Below are 22,625 nucleotides of genomic sequence, written 5' to 3'. Positions count from 1 at the left end.
ATTTTTAATGTTTTTTTAAAATATTAATTTATATTTTTAATTTATGGATTGACAGAAAAATTTTTAAAATGCTTTTCTTAATATAAGAATACATTATTTTAACATATTTTTTATATTTATAATAAATTAAATTTAAGTATTGACTTTTTAAAAAAAAATAATAAAATAATATTAGCAGTTATTTTTGTGAGTGCTAAAAAATGATTTAAAATTTAAAAATTATTTTCTTACAAAAAATATATTTAATTTAAACTGCTTTGATATTTCTTTTATATTAAATTCAATTTAAGTATTGACTTTTTAAAAAAAAAATAATAAAATATATGTTAGCAGTCATTATTATGAGTGCTAGAATCAATAAACACTAGGTGGTGTTAAATTGCTTTCAAATCGTGAGAGATTGATTTTAAAAGCTGTAGTAGAAAATTATTCTAAAGAAAAAAAACCTATAAGTTCTGAATTATTATCGAAAACACCTTATTTAAAATATTCTAGTGCTACTATCAGATATGATATGCTTCAATTAGAAAAAAAAGGTTATTTAGAGAAAACTCATAAATCTAGTGGTAGAATACCTTCTTTAGAAGGTTATATTTTTTATCTTAATAATTTGATAACTCGTAAAATCGAAAATATTGAAATTGTTTCTTTATTTGAACAAATAATTCAAAAAAAACATTTAAATAAAGAAAAAATTGTTAAAGAAATTTTGAAATTATTATGTGATTTAACTAATCACGCAATTATTAATATAAAACCTGATGTTTTGAAAACAAGTAAAATTCAAAAAATTGATTTAATTTATGTTAATATAAATCAAGCAATTATCTTTATTGCAACAAATAAAGGTAATTTACAACATCAAAATATTTTTTTAGATGAAGAAAAAAATTTTCAAATCGAAGATTTAAAAAAAGTTATTAATATTTTTGATAAATTTCTCATCGGAAAATATTTAAATGAAGCTTTAAATATTATTCAAAGTGAAATTTTTAAACAAACAATTCAACAACATATTAAATATCAAAAAAAATTAATAGATTTTTTTTTAAAAGCTTTTAGCAATTTTTGCAATAATAGTGCTTCTGTTTATGGTGTTAATAATTTTTTAACTTCTTATGAAGAAAAAGATATAAATATCAAAGATATTTATGAAATTTTTGATAAAAAAAAATTAAGTAATTTGTTTTATGATTCTAAAGATTTTATTTGCACATTAGCTAATCAAATTAGTTTAATTCCTTACAATAAAAAATTCATTTTTATTTCTATTCCTTATAGTATCAACGAAGATGAAAAAGGATTTATAGCTGTATTGGGTTCTAATATAACAAAATATCAAGAAATTATACCTATATTAGAATATTTATCTTCTCATATTTCTAATTTATATGAGAAAAAATAAAATCTTAATTTTGATAAAGGAGCTGTTTTTAGAAAAATGAAAGATAAAAAAATTCAAAAAGACAATTACGATTGTAAAAATTGTAGTTGTGAAGAAATAAAAAAAGAACAACATGATAATAGTAATTCACAAAAAGACGAAAAAAAATCTTGTGACAACCAATATAATGAATGTTCTTCAGATGAAACAAAAATAAATCAGCAACAAAGTGATAAAACAAAGGAAAACACTTCTAATTTGAATGAAGAAGAACAAAATTGTCATAAAAAAAACAATGAATTAGAAAAAGAAATAAAACAACTAAAAGAAAATTTATCTGAAATCAATAAAATGTATAAAAACGACAAATTAAAATACCAAGCAGATTTAGATAATTTTCAAAAAAGAATTCAAAAAGAAAAAATGCATTCTTTAAAATATGCTTCTATGAATCTAATTACTGAAATTTTGGTTCCTTTAGAACAATTAGAAAAAGTTTTAGAAATGTCTACCGAAGAACCTTTATTAAAAAATTTCTTATCAGGTTTTAAAATGATCTATCAACAAATAAAAGAAATTTTGAAAAAAGAAGGTGTGAAAGAAATTCAAGCTTTAGGTGAAAAATTTAATCCTGAATTTCATCATGCAATTGAAAAAATTTCAGATAAAAAACAACCTGACGGTATAAACGTAGCTGTTTTACAAAAAGGTTTTTTATATAAAGATTTAGTTATTAAACCTGTTATGGTAAAAATCAACGAATGGAGAGAAGAAAAAAATGAAAACAAATAAAATTATTGGAATAGATTTAGGAACAACTAACTCTTGTGTTTCTGTTATGGAAGGTAAAGAGGCTAAAGTTATCATTAACTCTGAAGGCGGAAGAACTACTCCTTCAATAGTTGCTTTTAAAAATGATGAAATTTTAGTAGGAGAAGTTGCTAAAAGACAAATGTTAACTAATCCAGATACTATATTATCTATCAAAAGACATATGGGAGAAAAGGATTTTAAAGTTAATATCAAAGGTAAAAAATATACTCCTCAAGAAATAAGTGCAATGATTTTAAGAAATTTAAAAAAACAAGCTGAAGATTATTTAGGAGCAGAAGTGACAAATGCAATAATTACTGTACCTGCTTACTTTAATGATGCTCAAAGACAAGCTACTAAAGATGCTGGTAAAATTGCTGGTTTAGAAGTAAAAAGAATCATTAATGAACCAACAGCTGCCGCTTTAGCTTATGGAATTGATAAAAGCGATAAAGAACAAAATATTTTAGTTTTTGACTTAGGTGGTGGTACTTTTGATGTTTCTATTTTAAATTTAGCAGAAGGTACTTTTTCTGTTTTGTCAACTGCTGGTGACAATCTCTTAGGTGGAGATGATTTTGATAACAAAATTATTGATTTTTTACTTAAAGAAATTAAAAAAGAACATTTAGTAGATTTAAGCAAAGATAAAGCTGTTATGCAAAGATTAAAAAGTGCTGCTGAAAATGCTAAAAAAGAATTAAGTAATGCTATGTCAGCCCAAATTTCTTTACCATTTTTAACAATGATTCAAAAACAAGATCAAGGAAACTCTATTGGTGAATCTATCCATTTTGAATATAATTTAACAAGAGCTAAATTTAACGAATTAACTCAAGATTTAGTAGATCGTTGCTTAATCCCATTAAAACGCGCTTTAAAAGATGCTGATATTAAACCAGAACAAATTCAACAAGTGCTTTTAGTAGGTGGTTCCACTAGAATTCCTGCTGTTCAAGACTTAGTAAAAAAAGTATTAAACAAAGATACTTTAAATAAAAGTATTAATCCTGACGAAGTAGTTGCTATGGGTGCTTCTATTCAAGGTGGTATTTTATCAGGAGATGTTAAAGATATTCTTCTTTTAGATGTAACTCCACTATCTTTAGGAATTGAAACTTTAGGAAATGCTTTCACTAAATTAATCGAAAGAAATACAACAATTCCAAAAACAGCTAAACAAGTGTTCTCTACTGCTGAAGACAATCAAACTGCTGTTGATATTCATGTTTTACAAGGTGAAAGACCTTTAGCAAGTGAAAATAAAACTTTAGGGCGATTCCGTTTAGATGATATTCCAGCTGCACAAAGAGGAATGCCACAAATAGAAGTAACTTTTGATATCGATGCAAACGGTATTGTTTCGGTAAAAGCTAAAGATTTAGGTACTAACAAAGAACAAAATATTACTATTTCAGGTAATAGTTCATTATCAGAAGCAGAAATACAAAGAATGATTAAAGAAGCTGAAGAAAATGCACAAGCCGATAAAATCCAAAGAGACAAAATTGATACTGTAAATGAAGCTAATAACTTAATTTTCCAAACTAACAAAACTCTAGACACACTTAAAGATGAAATTAAACCAGAAGAAAAAGCAAAAATCGAAGAACAAATAAAAAATTTAGAAGAAGCTGTGAAAAAAGAAGATATCGTTCTTATTAAAGAAACAAAAGTTATTTTAGAAAAAGAATCTCAAGCATTAGCTATAAAAGCTTATCAAAAAGCTCAAGAAAAAACAAAAGAAAATACGAATAATAATGATCCTAAAAAAGAATCTAATCCAGATGAAGTAGTAGATGCTGAATTTACAGAGAAAAAATAATTTTATTTAGAAAAAGAATAAGAAACCAAAAAAAGATTAATTTCTTTTTTTGGTTTCTTTGTTAGAAATAAAAATCTATTATAAAACTAGAGGAGTTTTATTATGAAAAAGGATTACTATGATATTTTAGGAGTTTCTAAAAATTCTAGCGAATCAGAAATTAAATCAGCTTATAGAAAACTTGTCAAAAAATATCACCCAGATATATCTAAAGAACCTAATGCCAGTGAAAAATTTAAAGAAGTACAAGAAGCTTATCAAGTTTTAAGTAATGCTCAAAAAAGAAGCAATTATGATCATTACGGACACCAAGAATATAATAACAGCGATTTTGGAAATGATTTCCAAGGTTTTCAACAAGGTTTTGATTTTGGTGATATTTTTGAAAATTTTTTTGGAGAAAAAAAAAGTCAAAAAAATAAAAATAAATATAAAGTACAAGATCAAAAAATAGAATATGTTATTGATTTTTTAGATGCATGTTTAGGTAAAAAAATAGAATTCCAAACTAAATTTGAAAAAGATTGCGAACACTGTAACGGAACAGGAGCACACAGTAATCAAGATTTTCGAACATGTTACTATTGTGAAGGTTCAGGATATATTACAGAATATCAAAAAACTTTTTTAGGTAATATTGGCACACAATCGATATGTTACCATTGCAATGGTAAAGGAAAAACTATTAATAAAAAATGTGCTTTTTGTAAAGGATTACAAAGAATTTCTAGTATAAAAACTATCAAAGTAGATATTCCTGCCGGAATCGAAGACGGAATGATAATGAAACTTGATAAACAAGGACATGGAAAACATTTAAACTCAGAAAATAGTGATTTATATATAACCATCAAAATTAGACCACATAATATTTTTGAAAGAGACAAACAAAATATCATATCAACTGTTTATATTAATTTTTATGATGCTATTTTAGGGAAAACAATAAGCATACTTACTATTTATGGAGAAGTTGAATTAAAAATACCAGCAGAAACACAAACACATACCAAATTCAAATTAAAAGGCAAGGGTATTCCTTATCTAAATTCATCTTATCGCAAAGGCGATCATTATGTTACAGTAAAAATAAAAAACCCTAGATTATCTAATAAACAAAAAGAACTTATTAAGCAAATCAAAGATTTAGATATATTATTTTAAAAAATCAAAAAAAATCGAAAAAAATTTTTTATATTTGCTTTTTCGATTTTTTTAAAAGGAAATAAAAATGATTTTAGTAAAATTTAATAAATCTACAAATTTCAAACCTTATTTTTATTTTGCTCTTGAAGAATATATTTTAAATAATCTTTTAAAAAAAAATGAGACCTTTTTTTTTCAATGGCAAATTAAAGGTATAGTTATAGGAAAAAATCAAATTATTGAAAATGAAGTAAATTTAGATTTTGTACGTGACAATAAAATTGAAATTTTTAGAAGAGCAACAGGCGGAGGATGTGTATATAATGATCCTCAAACACCTCTTTTTAGTATTATTTCTGCTCAACAAAATAAAAGTTTTAATTTTAAAAAATATTTAAATAAAATTGTCGAAGCTTTTAAAAATTTAGGAATTGATTTATATTTAAGCGGAAGAAACGATATTCTTATTAATGATAAAAAAATTTCAGGCAATGCTTTTATGAAAAATAAAAATGGTATGGTTATGCACGGAACTTTACTTTATGATTGTGACATCGATACCATGGTGAAATGTATTACACCTGATAATAAAAAATTAATTTCCAAAGGCATAAAAAGTGTTTCTTCTAGAGTTACTAATTTAAAACAATTCCTACAAGAAATGAGTCAAAAAGAATTAACAACTTATTTAGATAATTATTTAACAAATCAACAATATATTTTAACTCCGGAAGAAATCACTCAAATAGACAAAATAGCACAAAAATATTCTTCTCAAGAATGGATTTTTGGCGAACAACCCCAATATGATAAAAAATTAAAACAAAAATTTGAGTGGGGAAATTTGGAAATTTTATTATCTCTTGATAGAGGGAAAATAACAAACATACTTTTAAAAGGGGATTTTTTTCATAAAGAAGACAATTTAACAGAATTTTTAAATAATTTTATTAATGTTTTGTATAATAAACAAACTTTGCAAAATATTTTAAAAAAAGTTAACATTGAAGATTATATCGTAAATGCTACTAATGAAGATTTTTTATCCTTATTAGAACAAGGCATTCTTTATTAAAATCACTATGAATTTCGTTAATTTTATAATATTCAATTATATTTTGATTTTATGAAATAAAATTCAATAATTATCGTTTAAAAAATTTGTTAAAATACGATAACTATCTCATTCGAAAGTGAAATCAAACCTTTACAGCGTCCTTAAAATTAAACATTTAATTAAAAAATATTTTTAAAAAATTGATTAAATCAACTAAAAAAGTCAAATTATTTATTAACAAAAATAAACAATTTGACTTTTTTATTTTATATTCTTTGAAAATTAAAAAAATGTATTTATATTGTATTTATGTATATTCGAAAGTATTTGTGATAAAGGTGGAACTAAAGTGTTAAACATTTTAAAACAACTTTATAATATTTAATTTCTATAATAATTCAAACAACTTCTTTCTAGTTTGAAAGTAATTATAAAAAAATTATGTAAGAACAACTATTTAATTGATCTTTTTTTTATTGAGATTAAAAAAACAATTATAATGAAATTAAATTTTAATGTTACAAAATGTCTAAACTTGTGACAAAACTCAATCTTGTGATTTATCAGTGTGTCTTCCTTTGTAATAACCAACAATATATGATATAGACAAAGAAAGTAATAAAGTTCTTTTTCTTTTACTTTCTTTATTTTGTCTAGTTTTAAAACCTAGTTGATAACCTTTTTTATAAAGACGCATTTCACGCCTAATAAAATAAAAAATTAAAAATAATATAATTAAAACAAGTACGATTGGATCGTTTTTGTATAAATATTGTGAAGCTTTTATGGGATAAACAAAGAATATGCGACGCAAATCTTTGCCGAGTCCTGGATAATACCAATAATTATACATTATTATAATTTGATACATTATCAATTTAATTTTCCAGCATAAAGATTGGGTATTATAGATGGATCTAAACCATCTTTAGATACAATTAAATCAACTAACAAATGAGTACTTTCATCTAAAGAAGTTGAATCAATCAAAATAGTTTGTTTATTTGGAGTTATACCAAAAACATCTACTTTGTTTTGATTAGGGAAATTAATAACAAAACCTAATATTTTTTCATTATTAATATATTTTGGATCGAAACTAATTACTTTAACAATATTTTTAGTTGAATCTAATTTTTTATTTATTTTATCATGAGCAACATCAAAACCTGGAACTAAAATTTTACCAAAAAAAGTCCCAATACCTGTTTTAGTACTTTTTTTCCATGCTTGTCGTGCTATTGTATGACCGATTTTTTGTTTAATATCTTTAACTATTTCTTTTTCTAAAGTTTTATCAAATGTTTTTCGACTTACACTTTCTGTTTGATTTAATAGGGTATTTTCTAAATCTTCTACATCATCTATATCATCATCAAAAATATTTTCGGGTGTAATTAGATCGCTAATACAACCTACTAAACTAACTTCATTAGCACATTTACAAAAAGTAATATGAATATCTTTGATTTTCTCAATTTCGTTCTCATCAAAAAAGAAAAAACCTCTGCCGGGATCAATTTCTAATGAATGTTTAACAACGTCATTAAACATAGAAATTTTAGATTCAGTATCACCAATAAATTTATCAGATAAACCTGATATATCTGAAAATGTAGAAATAGTTTTTATAGCGCCTTTAAATAAACTACTACCAGGAATAAAACAAATGCCTGTTGTGAAACTATCTACTCCTAATTGTTTAGTATTCAACCATTCTTGATAAGTATGGCACGGAAATACTTTAGCTCCTTTTATTTTATAAAAAAGCCTTGCATTGTTATCATAAAAAGCACCATCTTCGCTTTTCCAAGTCAAAAAGATATGTTTTTTATTGTTGTCTTTTGCATAACTATTAGAATTAAAAGTTGGAGAATAATTTCCGCATCCGCCACCATCACACTGAATAGCACCATAAACTGAAGAATAAGAAAATAATACAATAAATATAATTATTGACGTAGCAATCAAATGAATAAAATTTTTTGGAAACTTGAAATTAGAATTCAATTTCATCACTAAGCGAAACCTCATTTCTCAACATAAAGCATTTTAATTTTATTAAAACAAAATTATATTGACACATTATATTGAGAAAAAATTATAAGAGATGATTTATGAGTTAATTATAGTTGATTTTTATTCAATATACTTTGTTTAAAGGTATTATAACATTTTTATTTTATAAAAATAAAAATTTAAAATGCAAATAATATTTTGGTGTGAAAAAAAAATCGAAATTATGAAGTGTTTCAAAAGTATCTAAACTTGAGGAGCATTGCAACTTTATGTTATAATAAAATTATAGAAATGAAAGGTAGTGTAATTATGGCAACGAATAATAATCAAATTACTATTTTTGATGTTGCTAATTATATTATTTAACAAGTGCCAAATATTACTAATATGAAATTACAAAAACTAGTGTATTATGCTTATGCTTATTATTTGGTTGAAAATAAGAACGAAAAAAAATTAATAGATACACCTAATATTCAGATTGAAGCATGGCCTTATGGTCCAGTTTTTCCAACTCTTTATTTTAAATTTCGTAATTATGGTGCAAAATCATTAACGACGATTAAAGAAGCCGACTCCACAAAATTAGACAAATCTAAAAACAATGACAAAAAAACCATTGATTATATTTTAAATTTGTATAAAGATGTTGATGCGCGTGATTTAAGTTATAAAACACATCTTGAAACACCTTCGAACGATGCATTTATTGATAATTTAGTTTATGATGAAAATATTATTCAAGGGGGTTTTTGTTTATTTTATTATGTAAATACTTGTTTTTATTAATATTTAAAATTTAAATATTATAAATTCGTTTTTAATTTATATTATTTAATAATTTTTTTTATTTTTGTTTTATTTTTTTATATATTATTTCGCGTTTTTATTAACAAAAAATTTTTTTTATCTACAAAAATAACCTTTCTTTTTTGAAAGGTGTTTTCTTCATATATTTATTTTATTTTTTTTAATTACGCTTTATTTTTTAAATATTGTAATTCATCAACATAATTTTTAAAATTTAAATATTGATGTTGTTTATTTTTAACACGTTTTTTATCTAATTGAAAAAATAATTTAATATTTTAATCATTTTTTTATATTTAGTTGACATTAAAAATTTTTGATATATTTTTTTGAATAATACAAAATCATATAATATTCATCTGTTTTTTGTTTTTTTTTTTTTTTTTTTTTTTTTGCTTTAAAAAATAATTTTCATAAACTATTTTCCTATCTTTTACATTCATATTTTTAACAAGATTTAAATAATATATTTTCTTTTCTTCATATTGAACTTTTTCATTTTGTAATAAAAATTTAAGATAATGATTTTTTTGTCTTTCTCAATCTCTAAAAAATTTTTAACTGTAAAATTTGTTAAAAAATAACCATTTTGATGAAAATCATAAGGAAGTTGCTTAATAATCTTTTTAATTTCTATTTTTTCGCAACTTCTTAAAAATTGAAAAAATTCATTCCTTTTAATAAAAAATCTCCTCCTTCCTTTATCATCTTTTTAACTTGCTTCACATTTAACCCAGTATTATATTTTGTTAAATAATTAGCTATTAATTTAGTCATATCATATTTAACAATTTCATAATTTTTATAATTATCTTTATTGATATTAAAATGAGCATCATTAATTTCTTGTTTAATTGTAAGGTCGTTTTTTATTTTTCTAAAAGTTTGTAAGTCCTGAGCCCTTGGGCTTAAACATTTTAAATTCGGGAATTTTTCAACTACTATATTATTCCAAATTTTAAAAACATTTGGTACAATACATTTTCTATGAATTTTAAATTTTTTATCATTTGTCATATAAACAACTTCATAATTTTCATTACCTAACTTATCAATATTAAAAAATTCCATCGATTTAGTTTTTTTATTAAATAACATTTTATTATCAAATCCAAAAACTTTTAATAAATTTAAATTAATTAAAATATGAAAATGTATTGTTTTCTTTTGTGTGAATTGTAAACAATAAAAATATTTTAATGTTTTAATAATTTCTTTAATTTGTTTTTTTGTATATTTTTTTTTAAAATCAATTTATATTGTTCTTTTAATTCAATAAAAAATTTTGCAATCATTTTTTTAAGTTTTTTAATACCAAATATTTTAACGTCCTCAGATAATAAACCGTCTTTGTTTGTAATTGGCATTGTTAAAGTTAAAAAACTAATATATGAACATCAAAAAAATTTTTAATGGCTTTTTGTTTAGCTTTTTCTTTACTATTTTGTAAATTTCTTATAATGTCATGTTCTTTATTTAAATAATATAATTCTAAATTTTCTTCTAATTCATTTTTTTGTAATTGATTGCAAACACTAAAATATTGTTTTAAAAAATAATTTTCTTCTTTTCTCATTTTTAAAAGCATTTTAAAAATTAATAATTGGCTTTGTTTTTTACTTAATTTTCTTTTTTTAAATTCCTTTTCAAAATAATTTCTAACAAAATTAACACGTTCATTTTTTTGTTGTTCTTTAAAATAAATTTTAGCTTCTTCATATTCTTGTTTTATTTCTTCTTGTAAATTTTCAATTTCTTTAAAACCATTTTGTTTTTGTTTCTCTAATTTAAAAATATTTTTAATCTCATATTTATAATTATCATTAATAAAAAGGATTTTTTTAATTCTATTTAATCTCTCATTATAAAAATCTATCTTTTCTATAAATTCCTTTACTTTTGGTTCTTTACTTTTTATTATTTGTTTATTTAATATTTATTGAATAAAACGATGAATATCATAAACTATTTCATCATACATTTTGAAAGATTGACTTTTAACCAATCTTTATTATCACTTCTAAAATTTTCTGATATATAAATTATTGTATCTGTCCTTTGTAATTCTCTTTTAACTTCAACATATTTTTTTAAAATTTCAAACCTTGAATGTTTTTTATCTAATAAAATTTTAAATGGATTTTTTTCTAAACCAAAATTATCTATATATTTTTTTCTTCTTTTTCTATATATTTATAAATTTTTTCAAAATCAAAATCCATTATTTTAGATATTTTTTTAAGATACATTTCAATAATAAATAAATGTTTTTTAATTAAATTATTTTTCTTACGTTGATATAAAGACTTTAAGATTCCTTCTAATAAAAACATAGATAGCGACGTACTGCGCTGTTCCGTTTTATTAAACAACTTTTGTCTCTAAAATTGTTCTTTAAGTCTAAAAAATTAAGTGATAATTTCCTATCTTTTCAAACTAACAAAGTATTTTCATTAGACGAAAAAGTGTCTAATGTTTTTTTTATAATTTACTAGTTTCAAAAGATATTTATACTAATATTTTAACCCTTCACTATATAGTTAGATAAAAAAAGTTAAAAAGTCGTCAACAAAATGAAAATAAAATAATTTTTATTATTAATAATAACATTTTATTAAAAAACGGCGCAAAAAAGATACCTTTTTAAAAGGTCTGTTTTTAAAAGTTTTTTTAATTCTTTTATCTTAAATTTTGTGCATATTGGATAGGCGAAAGATAGTTTAATTTAGCCAAAAGCAATTTTTTATTCCAAAAAGCAGGAAATTGGTTAATGATGGTTTTTATTTTTGCTGACGATTTTTGGAATAAAAAAGGATCGCGATAAAATAAAATGCTTTTCATTTGGCCGAATAAGTTCTCAATGAACGCGTTATCTCTAGGTGTTGCTTTACGTGACATACTAATTGAAAATCCTTTTTTGGTTAAGGTGTGTTGGATTTTTAAAGATTGATAAACTGAACCTTGGTCAGAGTTGGATAATACAAGAAAAATATAAAAAAACTTGGGGAGTTTTAAAATAAGTGATGTCGGTAAAGAGTTTTTGCATGGGTTGGGTTGTTTTAAAATCTTGGTTTATTAAATTAGGGGCTATGTTTAATTGAGATTTTAATTGTTGATAATGATATTTATTTTTGTTGCTTCTTAAACGGCAATAAATCCCTTTTTCTTTCATGATGAGATAAACTTTTTTCTTAGTGATGGGTTCATTAAAGACTTTTTGGTATAAATCATTAATTTTCCGATGACCGAAGAAATATTCGTTAATTTTACATAAAGATTTAATACGTTTTTGTTGTAAAAGATATTTTGCTTGTTTTAATTTTAATTTTTCTTTGGTTTTTAACCAATAATAAATACTTCGTTTAATTTGGATAGTTTTTAAAATAGTGGTTAAATTTAAGTCTTTTTCAAATTTTTCTACTAAATTAAAGATAATTTTTTTATCTATCTTTTTTATTTTTTTAATTATTTGTTGTAATAAGTTTATTTTTTGTTTTAATTTTTGCATCTTAACACCAATTTATCTTAATATTTTTTTTATTATATCAACCATTTTTATTATATCAACCATTATAACTCTTTAAATGTTTTCTAACAACATTAATAATTATTAATGTTGTTTTTGTCGAATATATGAATTATATATTTTTTATTTAAACATACACCTATAACTGGTAAGGCAGTTAATTTAAAAATTAAAATTGATTTTTAATTAAAATAAATTTAAAAATAAAATTATTTAAAAAGAAAAGATTTTTTTATATCGAATAATAATAATGATAGATAAAAGATACAACGATAATATCAAATATCGAGTATCATTATCATTATCGATATAAAATATAAAATATCACTGGTTCGATGTGCTTGTTTTTAAATAAGATTTTAAAGAGACAAACTGTCATAAAAGTGTCAGTGAAATGTCATAAAAGTGTCAGTCTTGAGAAATATATTTATATTTAGGGTGTATCTTTTTCACCCGATAACCTTGTTTCGTTTTAGTTAAAAAGAATTGAATATATTTTAAATCTTCTTGACGATAATAGATGATATTTAAACCTTTCTTATAGTTTATTTTGATAGGATTATTATATTTATCTAGTTTATTGGGTTCTAGTTGGTATAATTGTAAGTTTTCTAGTTTATGAAGATTGATTTTGCCAATTAATTCTTTGATGATATTTTTAGATTCATTTTTATAATTGATTTGAAAGATATCATGATAGGTTTTAAGGGGGTTATTTTGGCTTTTAAGAGGGTTTAAATCTGAAAGTAATAGTTTGCTATTACTAGAAGAGAAATTATCATTAATTAAGGTTATTTTTGTTTGTTTAATTTCATCCAAGATTTGAGGATCGACGAAGAGAGTTTGGTTTTTAGGGCGATAATTGGCTTCTTGATAAGTATTTTTCTTTTTAGAATGGGTTATAATGGTCAGGTTGATTAAATCTTGTTTTAAAGTTTGTAAAAAGAGTTTAATTTGTTCTAAATCAGTAGGGGTGGTTTTGGTATTCCATCCGCCGATTTTAATTCCTTGATTAAGGTCGTTTTTCATTTTTATTTTCTCCTTTGGATTTGTTTTTGTAATTTTGTTAAAATATTTATCCATTTTTGGCCTAATAATTGAATGTGCGTGATTCATATTATTAATTTTATTTTTAAAGGTCATATAGGGCAAAATAATACTTTTGTTGTTGTTTAATTGGTATTTTATAATAAATAATTATTTAATTACTTCAACTTTATCTTCTCCAAAAAAATAAATAGCTAAATCGACTGTTTGTTTTTTTTCTGCTTCTTCATAGGAAACATAAGGGTCTAAAAAACATTTTTGATATGCTTCTTGGCCGAATTGTCGTAATAAATCATCAACATCTTTACAAGTTTTGTCATAAGGGGGCAAAATGCGTCTAATTTCATAAGGGATTTGTTGTTCTTTTATTTGTTCTCCTAAGGCTGCGTTTCTTTTTCTTCCAGTTTCGTCATTATCGAGGGCGATAATGACTTTAATCTTTTCTTTTTTGAGAATATCCATTTGGGTTTGGGAAAGTAATTGGGCGACACAAATTAAACCCACGACATTTTTTATGCCGTGTTGCCAACAACTAATGACATCAAAAAAACCTTCATGAATGATGATTGTTTTAGTTTTTTTTATATACGGTAAAGCTTTGAAAAAACGATAACTGAAATGAAAAGTAGGTGTTTGACTAAAATTATTGAGGGATTTATATTTAGGTTGCAAATAAGAAACTTCGCGAAAGTTATTTTGATAAAAATGAAATGTTTTATTATATCCATTTTCAATAGGGATAATGATGGAACCATGGAAAGTATCGTGATAATATTTTTTATTTTGTTGATTGGTTTTTTCTTTAACAAAACCATATTCAACTAATTTGGTTGTATCGATATTTTGTTTTTTACAATAATTTACTAGACGAAAAGATAAAGATTTATCAGATAATGGGGCATAACCTAGTTTAAATTCTTTAATGGTTTCTAGAGTTAATTTTCTTTTTTGAGTTAAATATTCTAATCCTAGGTGAGATTCGTTATTTCGGTTAGTAGTTAATAAATAATGATAATAATCTCTAATTTGGTTAAATAAAGGTGATATTTCTTTAAATAATTGTGTTTTTGTGGTGTTAATTTCTTTTTCATCAATTGGGTTGTTGATTTTATTGGGGTGGAATTGATATTTAAAAGGTTTGTAAGAAATATTAGGGGTTGAAGTTTTTTGTTGGATTAAGTTTTTAAATTCTTGAGTTTTCATAAAGTTATTAATTTTTTCGAGGGCGTTATTGAAGGTTTTAATTCCTCTTATTTCCATATAAACATCAATAATATCGTAATCTTTACAACATTTCCAACAATGAATTTTATTATCTGAAGTTAAACGGCAACAAGTTGGGTTGTTTCCTTGATGGATGGGACAAGGGAAACGATATTTGGTGTTGAAGTTTGGGGGTAAAATTTTTAATTTTTTTAATAAAACAATCATGGGAAAATTAGTTTTAATGCGTTTAATTTTGTCTTGATGATTCATTTATTTTAACTCCTATTTTTTTGATTAATAATAAGTTTCTATTTGATAAGGTAAAACATAACCGATTTCTTGGAAAGTTTGAGTACTCATTTCAAAGTGATAAATTAAGGTTTTTTTGGTACCACTTCTATTTTTTTTGATACATACTTCGATTATTTTTTGATTTTCATTGTCATCAGATTCTAAATAAAGTTGATTTAAGGTTGAATTATAAATATTTAAAGGTTTTTCTTGGTCTTTGGCTAGTTTTGGTCTAAATTCAGACATCATTAAGACGATATCAGAATTGGTTTCAATTCCACCACTTCCTTTTAAAGCGGTTATTTCAGGGGATTTTCCTTGGTAATTACTGTATGTATCTCTTGAAAATTGAGATAAAATAATAATAACGATGTTTAATTCAATGGCTAATTGTTTGAGTTTAGTCATAATTTCATCAATAGCTAGACGGTCGTTTTCTAAGTGGTTTGTGGTTTTGGTTATTTGAAGGTGGTCAATGACGATAATTTCTACTTGTTTTTCTAAATGAAGGTGATAAACTAAATCAATGACATAATCAATATTTTTGCTTTTATCATAACTAAATGATAAATTTATGTTGGTAAAAAATTGTTTTGCTATTTTCATCCTTTCCGTGCATTTGAGAGGTGTGATATTGGCATCTTCAAATTTTTTATCTAAAATAACATCTAGAGGAATTTGAGTTTGGTGGACTAATAAACGATTTAAATTTTCTTCTAAGGTCATTTCATAAGAAAATACTAAAATATGAGGATAATGAGAACTTTCTTGGTATTTAGTTTTGGCGATATCTAAAAGAAGGTTGTAGCCAAAAGTGGTTTTGCCTAAACCAGTATAGCCACCAATAGTGATGATTTGTCTTTTTTTGAATCCTTTAGTTGCTTGATTTAATCCACGGAAAATTTCTGATAAACGGTAATATTCTTCTTGAATTTTTTGTTTTGCTTGGTTGTCGGTGGCAAAAAACTCAGGATGACAAGAGGACATTTGATTTAAAGTTAATAAGGTTTGGTCGGATTTGTGAGGAATAAAAGCCATAAATTTTCTTAATTTATCAAAGATTTCTTGGTAATATAAATGTTTATGATAAGGTTCCTTATTTTCAAAAGAAGGGCTAATAGTTTTTAATAGTTGTTGAAACAGTTTTTCTTGGGTATAGGTGTGTTTTAAGTTATCTAAGAAATCAAGGTTATTTTCCTTACTAAAATCATTATTTCAAAAAGATAATGATTCTTTGGTAAAGTTATCTTTTGGAAAATTAGTTTGTAAATATGTTAATAACTCTTTGATTATATCGGTTTGAGATTTTATTTTATCCCAAGGATGAGTTGTTTGTTTTTCTAAAAATAAATATTTTAAAGTTGTAAATATTTTTGTATTTTTGGGGTTAAGTAGATTTTTGGGGTTAATTATTTGGCAGTAAAGGTTTAACTTTTCCCATTGACCTTGTTCGATATAATTTATTAGTTGTTTTAACGCTTTTTGTTCGTTAGTTAACATTTTATATTAACTCCTTTTTTTTATTTTTTAATGATATTGATGTTAGAAAAAGGGATGAATTTAGTGGTAATTAAGTTTTGTAAGAAATCGTTAGCTGAGTTGGAAAATAAGTTAATTACTTGATTAATCCCTTGAACTTTGCCTGAGTTGATTTTATTATTTAATCTTTGAGTTTCTTTTTCGTTGTTAGTTAATAAATAAAACTCAAAACGGGTGTCTAATTTTTTGAGTTGTTGGGCTTCTATCATGGTTTGTTTATAGCATTCGCGGAGACAAGTTTTGAAATTAAAAGCGATGATTCTTTTAGTTTGGGTAAATAAAACTAAATCAAATTTAATATCGGGGGTAAAAAATAAATTTACTTGAGGGTATAAATTAGTGATGCCTTTGTTTTGAAAATATAATAAAATGAGGTATTCATTGATTTTACCACGGATTACTTTTTGACTTTGAGAGTTGATGTTCTTTTGGTTAAAATAATGGTTTAATTGTTGGTAATTGGTTTTCATATATTTGTCAACAGAAAGATTAAAGGTAGTTTTTTTTAAAAAACCTTTTAAGATTTCCACAGTTTGGATATTAGTATTAAATTGATTAATATCCATAAAATCTTGGTTATTTAACCATTTGAGATTTCCTTTCATTAAATAAAAAAAGACCTTTAAATTAAGGTCTTTTGTTGATTTTTTTAGTTTTAAAAATTCTTTTTGTTTTCCAAGTGATGGTGCCATCTTTTTTAATGGTTTTGATTTTTCCATTAGAAAAATAGATGTAAGTGTTGCCGTTTTGGCATTTTTTCTTAATTATGATCGTCATTTTATAATGCTCCTATTTGTTTGATTATTTGTTTTTGGTTAGTTAATGTTGTTTTGCTATTCATCTCTTTTAAGATTAATTTGTGGCCGAGGTTTTTTCTTTCCAAGAATAATTCATATCCTTGGCTTACTTGGTGAAAGTATGATAAAGGATGAATTTCTATAACGTCTAATTTATGATCTTTTTGGTTTTGTCTGCGTTCTAAACCTAATTGTAGTTTGATTTTGAGATAAACAGTCATATCTGGTTTAATAAATTGTTTATTAAGTAAATTAAAAAGCTGATAATTTTTATCAATGTTGCAAGGATAAGCTTGATAGGCAAAGTTAGAACCTAACCATCTATCTATTAAAATGATTTTATTAGTTTCTAAATGTGGTTTTATTTCCTCTTCTTGGATTTGAAACATGTTAGCAAAACTTAATAAATAGCGAGTTAATGGTTTTAATTGGGGATTAGTTAAAAAGATATCACGAAGAGGTTGGCCGATGGAGGAACTTCCTAAACCTTGTAGAGTAATTACTTCGTGGCCTTGTTTTTCTAATTGTTTTCTAACTTTTTAAATTAAAGTTGTTTTGTCGCTACCATCTAGGCCTTCAAATACGATTAATTTCATTTTTTATACTCCTTTTATTCTCAATTTTTTCATAGAAAAAGACCTTCTATTTGAAGGTCTTAGGGTTTTAATTATTATTTAAATTTACTTAATTGTTTTAAATAAGTTGTTTGTGATAATTCTTGTTTAGTTTTTGATAAAAGTTTTAAATATCGTTTGCTATCTTGAATCATTTTGGTAATAAAATTATTATCTAAGTAAATTCTAACTACATGATAATCATTATCATTAAAATAAACTAAAAAATAAGCAAATTGTGCTTGGGAACAATAGAGTTGACATTGAACTTGAGCCCAGTATTTAAGGACACTTCTTTGTTTGATAAAAAGCCATTCCATGATGTTGAGATGTTGTTGTTTTCATCACGATAAGGGCATTTGATTTCTAAGAGAGTGTTGGTTTTTTCGTTATAACCATCTAAGGAAACGGAAAACATTTTTTCTTTGTCATCTGTAAAGATAGTATCAGGATAAGTGAGTTTCGTGGTTTTTTCAAAGAAAGCACGAGCGATTGGTTCTATTTTATTGCCGTGTTCGGTGTATTTGTTTGATGTAAAAGTAGTGTCAAAGATTTTGCCATGGACTAGTTGATTTAAGAAACGGAATTTATCGTTGCCTGTGATACTGCCGATTTCAGAAGCGTTAATGTATTTTTTTCGGTGTTGGTACCATTCTTTGGTGAGTTGGGATAGTTTAATTTGCATGGTTATTTACCTTTCTTAAAAATTTTCTTTAATAATGAAAAAAGATATTTTCCTAAATAACAAATAAATTTAATTATATGATAAAGACATTTAAAGATGAAATCAATTAAACATAAGAGATGAGGTAAAAATAATAAGATAATGATTAATAAAGCTAAATTAAGCCATTGGTTTTGATTATTAAAAAAACAATTACTTATAGCAGCAAACCAATTATTTAATTTTGTTAACCAAGTATTAATTGGGTTCCACATGATTATTAGTTTTATTAGTAGTTAGATATTGATAAAATCTAACTACGATACCTTTCTTTAATCTTTGGATGCTTAATTGATAAGTAAAAAGATAGAATTTGATTAAATAAGAGATGAGATAAAAAGGTATTAATAATAAAATAAAGATGATATTAGTAGTTAAAAATGAGGATATTTTTTTAATGAACATATTTAATATGTTCCTTTCTTTTTTAAGTATTGGGTAATAAAAAAAGACCCTTGTGAAAGGTCTTTGGATGATATTTTAATTAAGAATCGAGGATATCTGGTTTTTTAGGTGGTCGGGTTGTGTCTAAAAATTGAAAATAAGTTCTTGTTTGCCAAGATCACCACCAGAACAACAATCGTTTCCGTCGATATACCAATCATCATTTGTCCAACCTGCTTCATATTTATAATAATGTGTATTACCGTTTTCATCATAAAGTGTTTTAGATGAACGACCTAATTTGTTTCTAATTGTTTCTCCTTGATAGGTACAACCATATTTGATATAACAATCTTTTAGCCATGCAATATAATCAGTTCGATACTTTTCAGCTAATTTAATTTTGAAATCACTATCATTACAAAGAATTAAATAAATTGTATTATCAGTTTCGAAAAGATGGGAAATGATTTTAACTTTAAAAGGAATATTAATTTTTTTATATGAAGAAGAAGTAATTTCAAAAGAAATTAATAATTCTTCAATTTCTTCATCGTATTTACCTTCTTTAATTAATGGTGGAAAAGTATATAAATTATTTTCACGTTTCCAATCACGAATAGCTTGATAAGGTTCTAAAGAATCAGATAATTCGATAATCTTTTTCCTTTTTTGGACGTTAAATTGAAATACATAAATATTTTTAGCGCCGTTGGATACTTCGAGTAAATCTTCGAGATGGTAAGGTCGGTTTTCATACAAAATTCGAATTCCATCATCAAAATAAATAGCGTCAGTTTGGTGGTTTTTTAGAGTGTCGTGGGGTAAGGGAACGACTAAACCAGTATTAGGTGTGGCGTTATAACAACCTAATTTAATCAATTTTGGTTTTTCGATGATGTTATTTTCCATTAAATAATGATTGATTACTTCTTCTTTGTTTTGATCAGTGGTGATGCTGTCATCTACTAAATGTATTTGAGGTTGAATTTCTTGAGGTTTTTGTTTGGCATCCCAGAAGACAAAGGCTTCTTCGATGGCGATTTCGTATTTTAGGAGATCTTCTAAGGTGTAATTATAATCACCATAAGGATATTCTATTTTAAAAGGGTTCGTACGTGGCTTAAAATAAATTCCTAAAAGGTCTTTTGATAGATTTTTTAGGTACCAATTTAATATTTGTGGGGTCTTATACGAATTATATGAAGGTGGCATATTTTTACCAACGGCTGTTGAAATATCGTAATATTTTAAGATATTAGGGATATCTTCAAGTTCTAGAATGTTGATGTCGTATCTTTTCATTTTTGGTTGGGTGTTTAACCATTCTTTTTGAAAAGTTTGGTAGTCAGCGAGTTTTATTTTAGATTTTGTTTGTTCGTGGAAATAGTTATGGGCGTAGATAGGGTGATGGAATAAAATAGTGATTAATAAAGAAATGGTTAATAAAACTTTTTTAAGGATTTGATTTTAATCATGATTTGTTTGCCTCCTGGGGGTTTTGGTTTAATGGCCTTGCCAGTTGTTGTTGTGATTGGGTAAAAGAAAAAGACCCTGGGTAGGGTCTTTTGGTATAAAAAGAATTATTAATTTGTGTCTTTTTCGTTTGGGATAGTATTTAAATCTATTGCTTTTCTTTTTTTATCACTAGATTTCAATTTATTTTTTGGATTAATATCTAAACAAATCCATTCTTCTATTTCTTTAAAAGAAGCGTCTTTTAAATGTGGATGTTTTAATTTGATTGTTTGAATTATTTCTTTTTGTTTTTTTAATAAATTAAAAAAACAATCAACTTCTTCATTGGTGGGTTCTTTTTCTGAGGTTTGTTTATTTTTATTATTTTGCATCGCCATTACTTGATTCATGTTAATAAATAATAAACCTATAAAAACAAATAAATAAATACTAATTATTTTAAATTGATTTTTTAGTTTTAACATTAATTAAATCTCCTTTTATTTTTATACCTCGGCCGAGGTGATTTCGTAGAGGGAGTTGAGGGATTTGAATAATTGATGTTGATTATTTAACGTCTTCTGTTATTAGAGTTATTTAATTGATTGCGATTGTTTTCGTGAGGTATAGCATTATGTAAAATAATCTGTTGAGTTGAAATACGTTGACTTAATTGTATATTTTGTCTTACAAGATTATTAATAATTTCTTCGGAAGCATTATTATTTCTAGCATGAAAAATTTGTTGGACTATTACAGCTTGTTCGCGATTCATTTCTTGTAAAATGCGCGCTTGAATTTCAAAATTAGTGTTATGATGGCCGTTATTTGATGTCGCATTGCCATTATTCATCGCCATTAATGGATTATTTATTATAAATAATAATCCTACAAAAATTATTAAACAAAGATAAATTATTTTAAATTGGTTTTTTAATTTAAACATTATTTATTAAAACTCCTTTTTAATTAAAATTAAGAAAAAATTATTTTTGTTCATATTGCCAAAAAATATACATATTTTCGGCTCCATTACCCATTTGTTTTAATTCTTCTAAAGTATATTTATCATCTTCATCATCTCTGGTACCATTATCAAAAAAAACACCTAATAAATTGCGAGGCGGATTCTTAATTTTCCAAATCATTGCAAATTCTGCTATGTTTCCGTTATAACGCGGGCCAGTTAGTGTAAAATCAAAATATTGTGAAAATGGTTGAAAATCTTTAATACGATTAATATCTGAAAAACGTGTATTAACGATTCTCATATTGCCAATAAACTCTTCATTAGGAGCGGCCATTATTTGAGTATTATTAATAATTAAAAATCCTAATAAAATAAATACAAATATATTTAATAATAATAAATTATTTTTGATTTTAAACATTAATTAAAATCTCCTTTATTTTTTTATCCCTCATTTAGGGTGATTTCGTAGAGGGAATTGAGAGAGGATAAGATGGATTGTTTGTATTCTTTTAACCTTCTATCGAAAGATTTAATAGAATCATTTTTCAAGCCTTCAGCACCTTCGAGTTGTTCGGTTAAAGATTTTATTTTTATTTTATCAAATCCATCTTGGGGGTTAAGTTGGCTTATTTTTTTATTATAATCATCGCATTCTTTTTGGTATTCGTTTATCCATTTTTGATGTTCATTTAAATCATTTAAACACTTTGTCCAACTGTTTTTAATTTTATTGATTTCGGTTAATTCTTGTTTAGGAAGATCATTTATTGTTAAAACTTCGTTTTCATTTTCTGATAAGATGTAAGATTTAATTTTATCATATTTTTCTTGTGTTATTGGAATTTTAGGTTTTGATGTTTCTAATTCGCGTTTGGTTCTTGGTGGATGATTTGATAAGGTTTTTGGTTCTTGTTTGTATTCTTGAATGCCTTCAAAAATTCCTATAATAGCAGAAATACATAAAAGAGTAATAATTAAAATAACGATCCAATATTTTTTAAAAAAGTTCATT

22 protein-coding genes and 4 pseudogenes are annotated in these 22,625 nt (G+C 24.5%); 7 read left to right on the top strand and 19 right to left on the bottom strand.

From position 1 onward, the window contains the following. The first annotated feature begins 379 nt into the window (after positions 1 to 379). From hrcA to AADV48_RS01260, 5 genes are all read left to right on the top strand, one after another. Positions 380 to 1,405: a heat-inducible transcriptional repressor HrcA gene (gene hrcA / locus AADV48_RS01280; RefSeq protein WP_341266785.1), complete on the top strand. Its 1,026-nt coding sequence runs from the start codon at positions 380 to 382 to the stop codon at positions 1,403 to 1,405. Positions 1,406 to 1,441: 36 nt separating this feature from the next. Beyond that, the gene (locus AADV48_RS01275; protein ID WP_341266784.1) at positions 1,442 to 2,176 is read left to right on the top strand and encodes a nucleotide exchange factor GrpE; all 735 of its coding nucleotides are present in this window, start codon (positions 1,442 to 1,444) and stop codon (positions 2,174 to 2,176) included. Then, on the top strand, positions 2,163 to 4,022 hold the full coding sequence (gene dnaK / locus AADV48_RS01270; RefSeq protein ID WP_341266783.1) for a molecular chaperone DnaK: 1,860 nt from the start codon (positions 2,163 to 2,165) through the stop codon (positions 4,020 to 4,022). The genes AADV48_RS01275 and dnaK overlap by 14 nt, the downstream gene beginning before the upstream one ends. A 102-nt stretch (positions 4,023 to 4,124) precedes the next feature. After that, entirely contained in the window at positions 4,125 to 5,186 is a 1,062-nt protein-coding gene (gene dnaJ / locus AADV48_RS01265) for a molecular chaperone DnaJ (RefSeq protein ID WP_341266782.1), read from the top strand. Positions 5,187 to 5,253: 67 nt separating this feature from the next. Next, complete coding sequence (locus AADV48_RS01260) at positions 5,254 to 6,243, top strand: lipoate--protein ligase (protein ID WP_341266781.1); 990 nt, start codon at positions 5,254 to 5,256, stop codon at positions 6,241 to 6,243. Between the two features lie 529 nt (positions 6,244 to 6,772). On the opposite strand, the gene AADV48_RS01255 is transcribed toward AADV48_RS01260, so the two are convergent. Next, positions 6,773 to 7,096 carry a hypothetical protein gene (locus tag AADV48_RS01255; RefSeq protein ID WP_341266780.1) on the bottom strand — a complete coding sequence of 108 codons (324 nt, stop codon included), beginning with the start codon at positions 7,094 to 7,096 and terminating at the stop codon, positions 6,773 to 6,775. A gap of 2 nt (positions 7,097 to 7,098) precedes the next feature. After that, entirely contained in the window at positions 7,099 to 8,241 is a 1,143-nt protein-coding gene (locus AADV48_RS01250; protein WP_341266779.1) for a hypothetical protein, read from the bottom strand. A gap of 231 nt (positions 8,242 to 8,472) precedes the next feature. Here AADV48_RS01250 and AADV48_RS01245 point away from each other — a divergent pair, with 231 nt between their 5' ends. Both AADV48_RS01245 and AADV48_RS01240 read left to right on the top strand, forming a co-directional pair. Continuing rightward, positions 8,473 to 8,610: a hypothetical protein gene (locus tag AADV48_RS01245; RefSeq protein ID WP_341266778.1), complete on the top strand. Its 138-nt coding sequence runs from the start codon at positions 8,473 to 8,475 to the stop codon at positions 8,608 to 8,610. A gap of 21 nt (positions 8,611 to 8,631) precedes the next feature. Beyond that, the gene (locus tag AADV48_RS01240) at positions 8,632 to 9,033 is read left to right on the top strand and encodes a Panacea domain-containing protein (protein ID WP_341266777.1); all 402 of its coding nucleotides are present in this window, start codon (positions 8,632 to 8,634) and stop codon (positions 9,031 to 9,033) included. A gap of 672 nt (positions 9,034 to 9,705) precedes the next feature. Here AADV48_RS01240 and AADV48_RS01235 read toward each other — a convergent pair. The 17 genes and pseudogenes from AADV48_RS01235 to AADV48_RS01155 form a co-directional block, all read right to left on the bottom strand. After that, positions 9,706 to 10,152: a hypothetical protein gene (locus AADV48_RS01235; RefSeq protein ID WP_341266776.1), complete on the bottom strand. Its 447-nt coding sequence runs from the start codon at positions 10,150 to 10,152 to the stop codon at positions 9,706 to 9,708. 98 nt (positions 10,153 to 10,250) lie between these two features. Continuing rightward, a complete protein-coding gene (locus AADV48_RS01230; RefSeq protein WP_341266775.1) occupies positions 10,251 to 10,421 on the bottom strand; it encodes a hypothetical protein in 171 nt (56 codons plus the stop codon). Positions 10,422 to 10,429: 8 nt separating this feature from the next. Continuing rightward, positions 10,430 to 10,630, bottom strand: coding sequence for a hypothetical protein (locus tag AADV48_RS01225; RefSeq protein ID WP_341266774.1), 201 nt, complete (start codon positions 10,628 to 10,630; stop codon positions 10,430 to 10,432). Positions 10,631 to 11,216: 586 nt separating this feature from the next. Beyond that, complete coding sequence (locus AADV48_RS01220; protein WP_341266773.1) at positions 11,217 to 11,387, bottom strand: hypothetical protein; 171 nt, start codon at positions 11,385 to 11,387, stop codon at positions 11,217 to 11,219. 346 nt (positions 11,388 to 11,733) lie between these two features. Next, a pseudogene (locus tag AADV48_RS01215) lies at positions 11,734 to 12,562 on the bottom strand (transposase). 426 nt (positions 12,563 to 12,988) lie between these two features. Beyond that, complete coding sequence (locus tag AADV48_RS01210; RefSeq protein ID WP_341266667.1) at positions 12,989 to 13,609, bottom strand: phase variable surface lipoprotein; 621 nt, start codon at positions 13,607 to 13,609, stop codon at positions 12,989 to 12,991. 168 nt (positions 13,610 to 13,777) lie between these two features. Continuing rightward, a complete protein-coding gene (locus AADV48_RS01205) occupies positions 13,778 to 15,103 on the bottom strand; it encodes a toprim domain-containing protein (RefSeq protein WP_341266668.1) in 1,326 nt (441 codons plus the stop codon). Between the two features lie 24 nt (positions 15,104 to 15,127). After that, positions 15,128 to 16,624, bottom strand: a pseudogene (locus tag AADV48_RS01200) (replicative DNA helicase). Between the two features lie 20 nt (positions 16,625 to 16,644). After that, positions 16,645 to 17,268 carry a hypothetical protein gene (locus AADV48_RS01195; protein WP_423064665.1) on the bottom strand — a complete coding sequence of 208 codons (624 nt, stop codon included), beginning with the start codon at positions 17,266 to 17,268 and terminating at the stop codon, positions 16,645 to 16,647. 173 nt (positions 17,269 to 17,441) lie between these two features. Then, positions 17,442 to 17,984, bottom strand: a pseudogene (locus AADV48_RS01190) (dTMP kinase); the annotation flags it as partial. A gap of 146 nt (positions 17,985 to 18,130) precedes the next feature. Then, positions 18,131 to 18,759, bottom strand: a pseudogene (locus AADV48_RS01185) (YqaJ viral recombinase family protein). Between the two features lie 237 nt (positions 18,760 to 18,996). Further along, the gene (locus AADV48_RS01180; protein WP_341266772.1) at positions 18,997 to 19,203 is read right to left on the bottom strand and encodes a hypothetical protein; all 207 of its coding nucleotides are present in this window, start codon (positions 19,201 to 19,203) and stop codon (positions 18,997 to 18,999) included. A gap of 123 nt (positions 19,204 to 19,326) precedes the next feature. Beyond that, positions 19,327 to 20,487 (bottom strand): hypothetical protein, encoded by a 1,161-nt coding sequence (locus AADV48_RS01175; protein WP_341266771.1) that lies wholly within the window; start codon positions 20,485 to 20,487, stop codon positions 19,327 to 19,329. A gap of 281 nt (positions 20,488 to 20,768) precedes the next feature. Continuing rightward, positions 20,769 to 21,125 (bottom strand): SVM family protein, encoded by a 357-nt coding sequence (locus AADV48_RS01170; RefSeq protein WP_341266770.1) that lies wholly within the window; start codon positions 21,123 to 21,125, stop codon positions 20,769 to 20,771. Positions 21,126 to 21,211: 86 nt separating this feature from the next. Further along, positions 21,212 to 21,586, bottom strand: a complete 375-nt coding sequence (locus AADV48_RS01165; protein ID WP_341266769.1) for an SVM family protein — start codon at positions 21,584 to 21,586, stop codon at positions 21,212 to 21,214. A 40-nt stretch (positions 21,587 to 21,626) separates the two neighbouring features. Then, positions 21,627 to 22,031: an SVM family protein gene (locus AADV48_RS01160; protein WP_341266768.1), complete on the bottom strand. Its 405-nt coding sequence runs from the start codon at positions 22,029 to 22,031 to the stop codon at positions 21,627 to 21,629. Positions 22,032 to 22,054: 23 nt separating this feature from the next. Next, entirely contained in the window at positions 22,055 to 22,624 is a 570-nt protein-coding gene (locus AADV48_RS01155; RefSeq protein WP_341266767.1) for a hypothetical protein, read from the bottom strand. Position 22,625 lies beyond the last annotated feature (1 nt).

This window comes from Candidatus Phytoplasma fraxini, from assembly GCF_038024965.1.
Taxonomy (GTDB): domain Bacteria; phylum Bacillota_I; class Bacilli_A; order Acholeplasmatales; family Acholeplasmataceae; genus Phytoplasma; species Phytoplasma fraxini.
Note: the sequence above shows the minus strand (reverse complement) of the source record. Positions and strands in the feature narration are given on the sequence as shown.

What these genes read in the sequence shown, in the direction of transcription:
- AADV48_RS01275 (WP_341266784.1), top strand. Translation starts at nt 1,442, where the DNA reads ATGAAAGATAAAAAAATTCAAAAAGACAATTACGATTGTAAAAATTGT.
- dnaK (WP_341266783.1), top strand. Translation starts at nt 2,163, where the DNA reads ATGAAAACAAATAAAATTATTGGAATAGATTTAGGAACAACTAACTCT.
- dnaJ (WP_341266782.1), top strand. Translation starts at nt 4,125, where the DNA reads ATGAAAAAGGATTACTATGATATTTTAGGAGTTTCTAAAAATTCTAGC.
- AADV48_RS01260 (WP_341266781.1), top strand. Translation starts at nt 5,254, where the DNA reads ATGATTTTAGTAAAATTTAATAAATCTACAAATTTCAAACCTTATTTT.
- AADV48_RS01255 (WP_341266780.1), bottom strand. Translation starts at nt 7,096, where the DNA reads ATGTATCAAATTATAATAATGTATAATTATTGGTATTATCCAGGACTC.
- AADV48_RS01250 (WP_341266779.1), bottom strand. Translation starts at nt 8,241, where the DNA reads ATGAAATTGAATTCTAATTTCAAGTTTCCAAAAAATTTTATTCATTTG.
- AADV48_RS01240 (WP_341266777.1), top strand. Translation starts at nt 8,632, where the DNA reads ATGAAATTACAAAAACTAGTGTATTATGCTTATGCTTATTATTTGGTT.
- AADV48_RS01235 (WP_341266776.1), bottom strand. Translation starts at nt 10,152, where the DNA reads ATGTTATTTAATAAAAAAACTAAATCGATGGAATTTTTTAATATTGAT.
- AADV48_RS01230 (WP_341266775.1), bottom strand. Translation starts at nt 10,421, where the DNA reads ATGCCAATTACAAACAAAGACGGTTTATTATCTGAGGACGTTAAAATA.
- AADV48_RS01225 (WP_341266774.1), bottom strand. Translation starts at nt 10,630, where the DNA reads ATGAGAAAAGAAGAAAATTATTTTTTAAAACAATATTTTAGTGTTTGC.
- AADV48_RS01220 (WP_341266773.1), bottom strand. Translation starts at nt 11,387, where the DNA reads ATGTTTTTATTAGAAGGAATCTTAAAGTCTTTATATCAACGTAAGAAA.
- AADV48_RS01210 (WP_341266667.1), bottom strand. Translation starts at nt 13,609, where the DNA reads ATGAAAAACGACCTTAATCAAGGAATTAAAATCGGCGGATGGAATACC.
- AADV48_RS01205 (WP_341266668.1), bottom strand. Translation starts at nt 15,103, where the DNA reads ATGAATCATCAAGACAAAATTAAACGCATTAAAACTAATTTTCCCATG.
- AADV48_RS01195 (WP_423064665.1), bottom strand. Translation starts at nt 17,268, where the DNA reads ATGAAAGGAAATCTCAAATGGTTAAATAACCAAGATTTTATGGATATT.
- AADV48_RS01180 (WP_341266772.1), bottom strand. Translation starts at nt 19,203, where the DNA reads ATGTTCATTAAAAAAATATCCTCATTTTTAACTACTAATATCATCTTT.
- AADV48_RS01175 (WP_341266771.1), bottom strand. Translation starts at nt 20,487, where the DNA reads ATGAAAAGATACGACATCAACATTCTAGAACTTGAAGATATCCCTAAT.
- AADV48_RS01170 (WP_341266770.1), bottom strand. Translation starts at nt 21,125, where the DNA reads ATGTTAAAACTAAAAAATCAATTTAAAATAATTAGTATTTATTTATTT.
- AADV48_RS01165 (WP_341266769.1), bottom strand. Translation starts at nt 21,586, where the DNA reads ATGTTTAAATTAAAAAACCAATTTAAAATAATTTATCTTTGTTTAATA.
- AADV48_RS01160 (WP_341266768.1), bottom strand. Translation starts at nt 22,031, where the DNA reads ATGTTTAAAATCAAAAATAATTTATTATTATTAAATATATTTGTATTT.
- AADV48_RS01155 (WP_341266767.1), bottom strand. Translation starts at nt 22,624, where the DNA reads ATGAACTTTTTTAAAAAATATTGGATCGTTATTTTAATTATTACTCTT.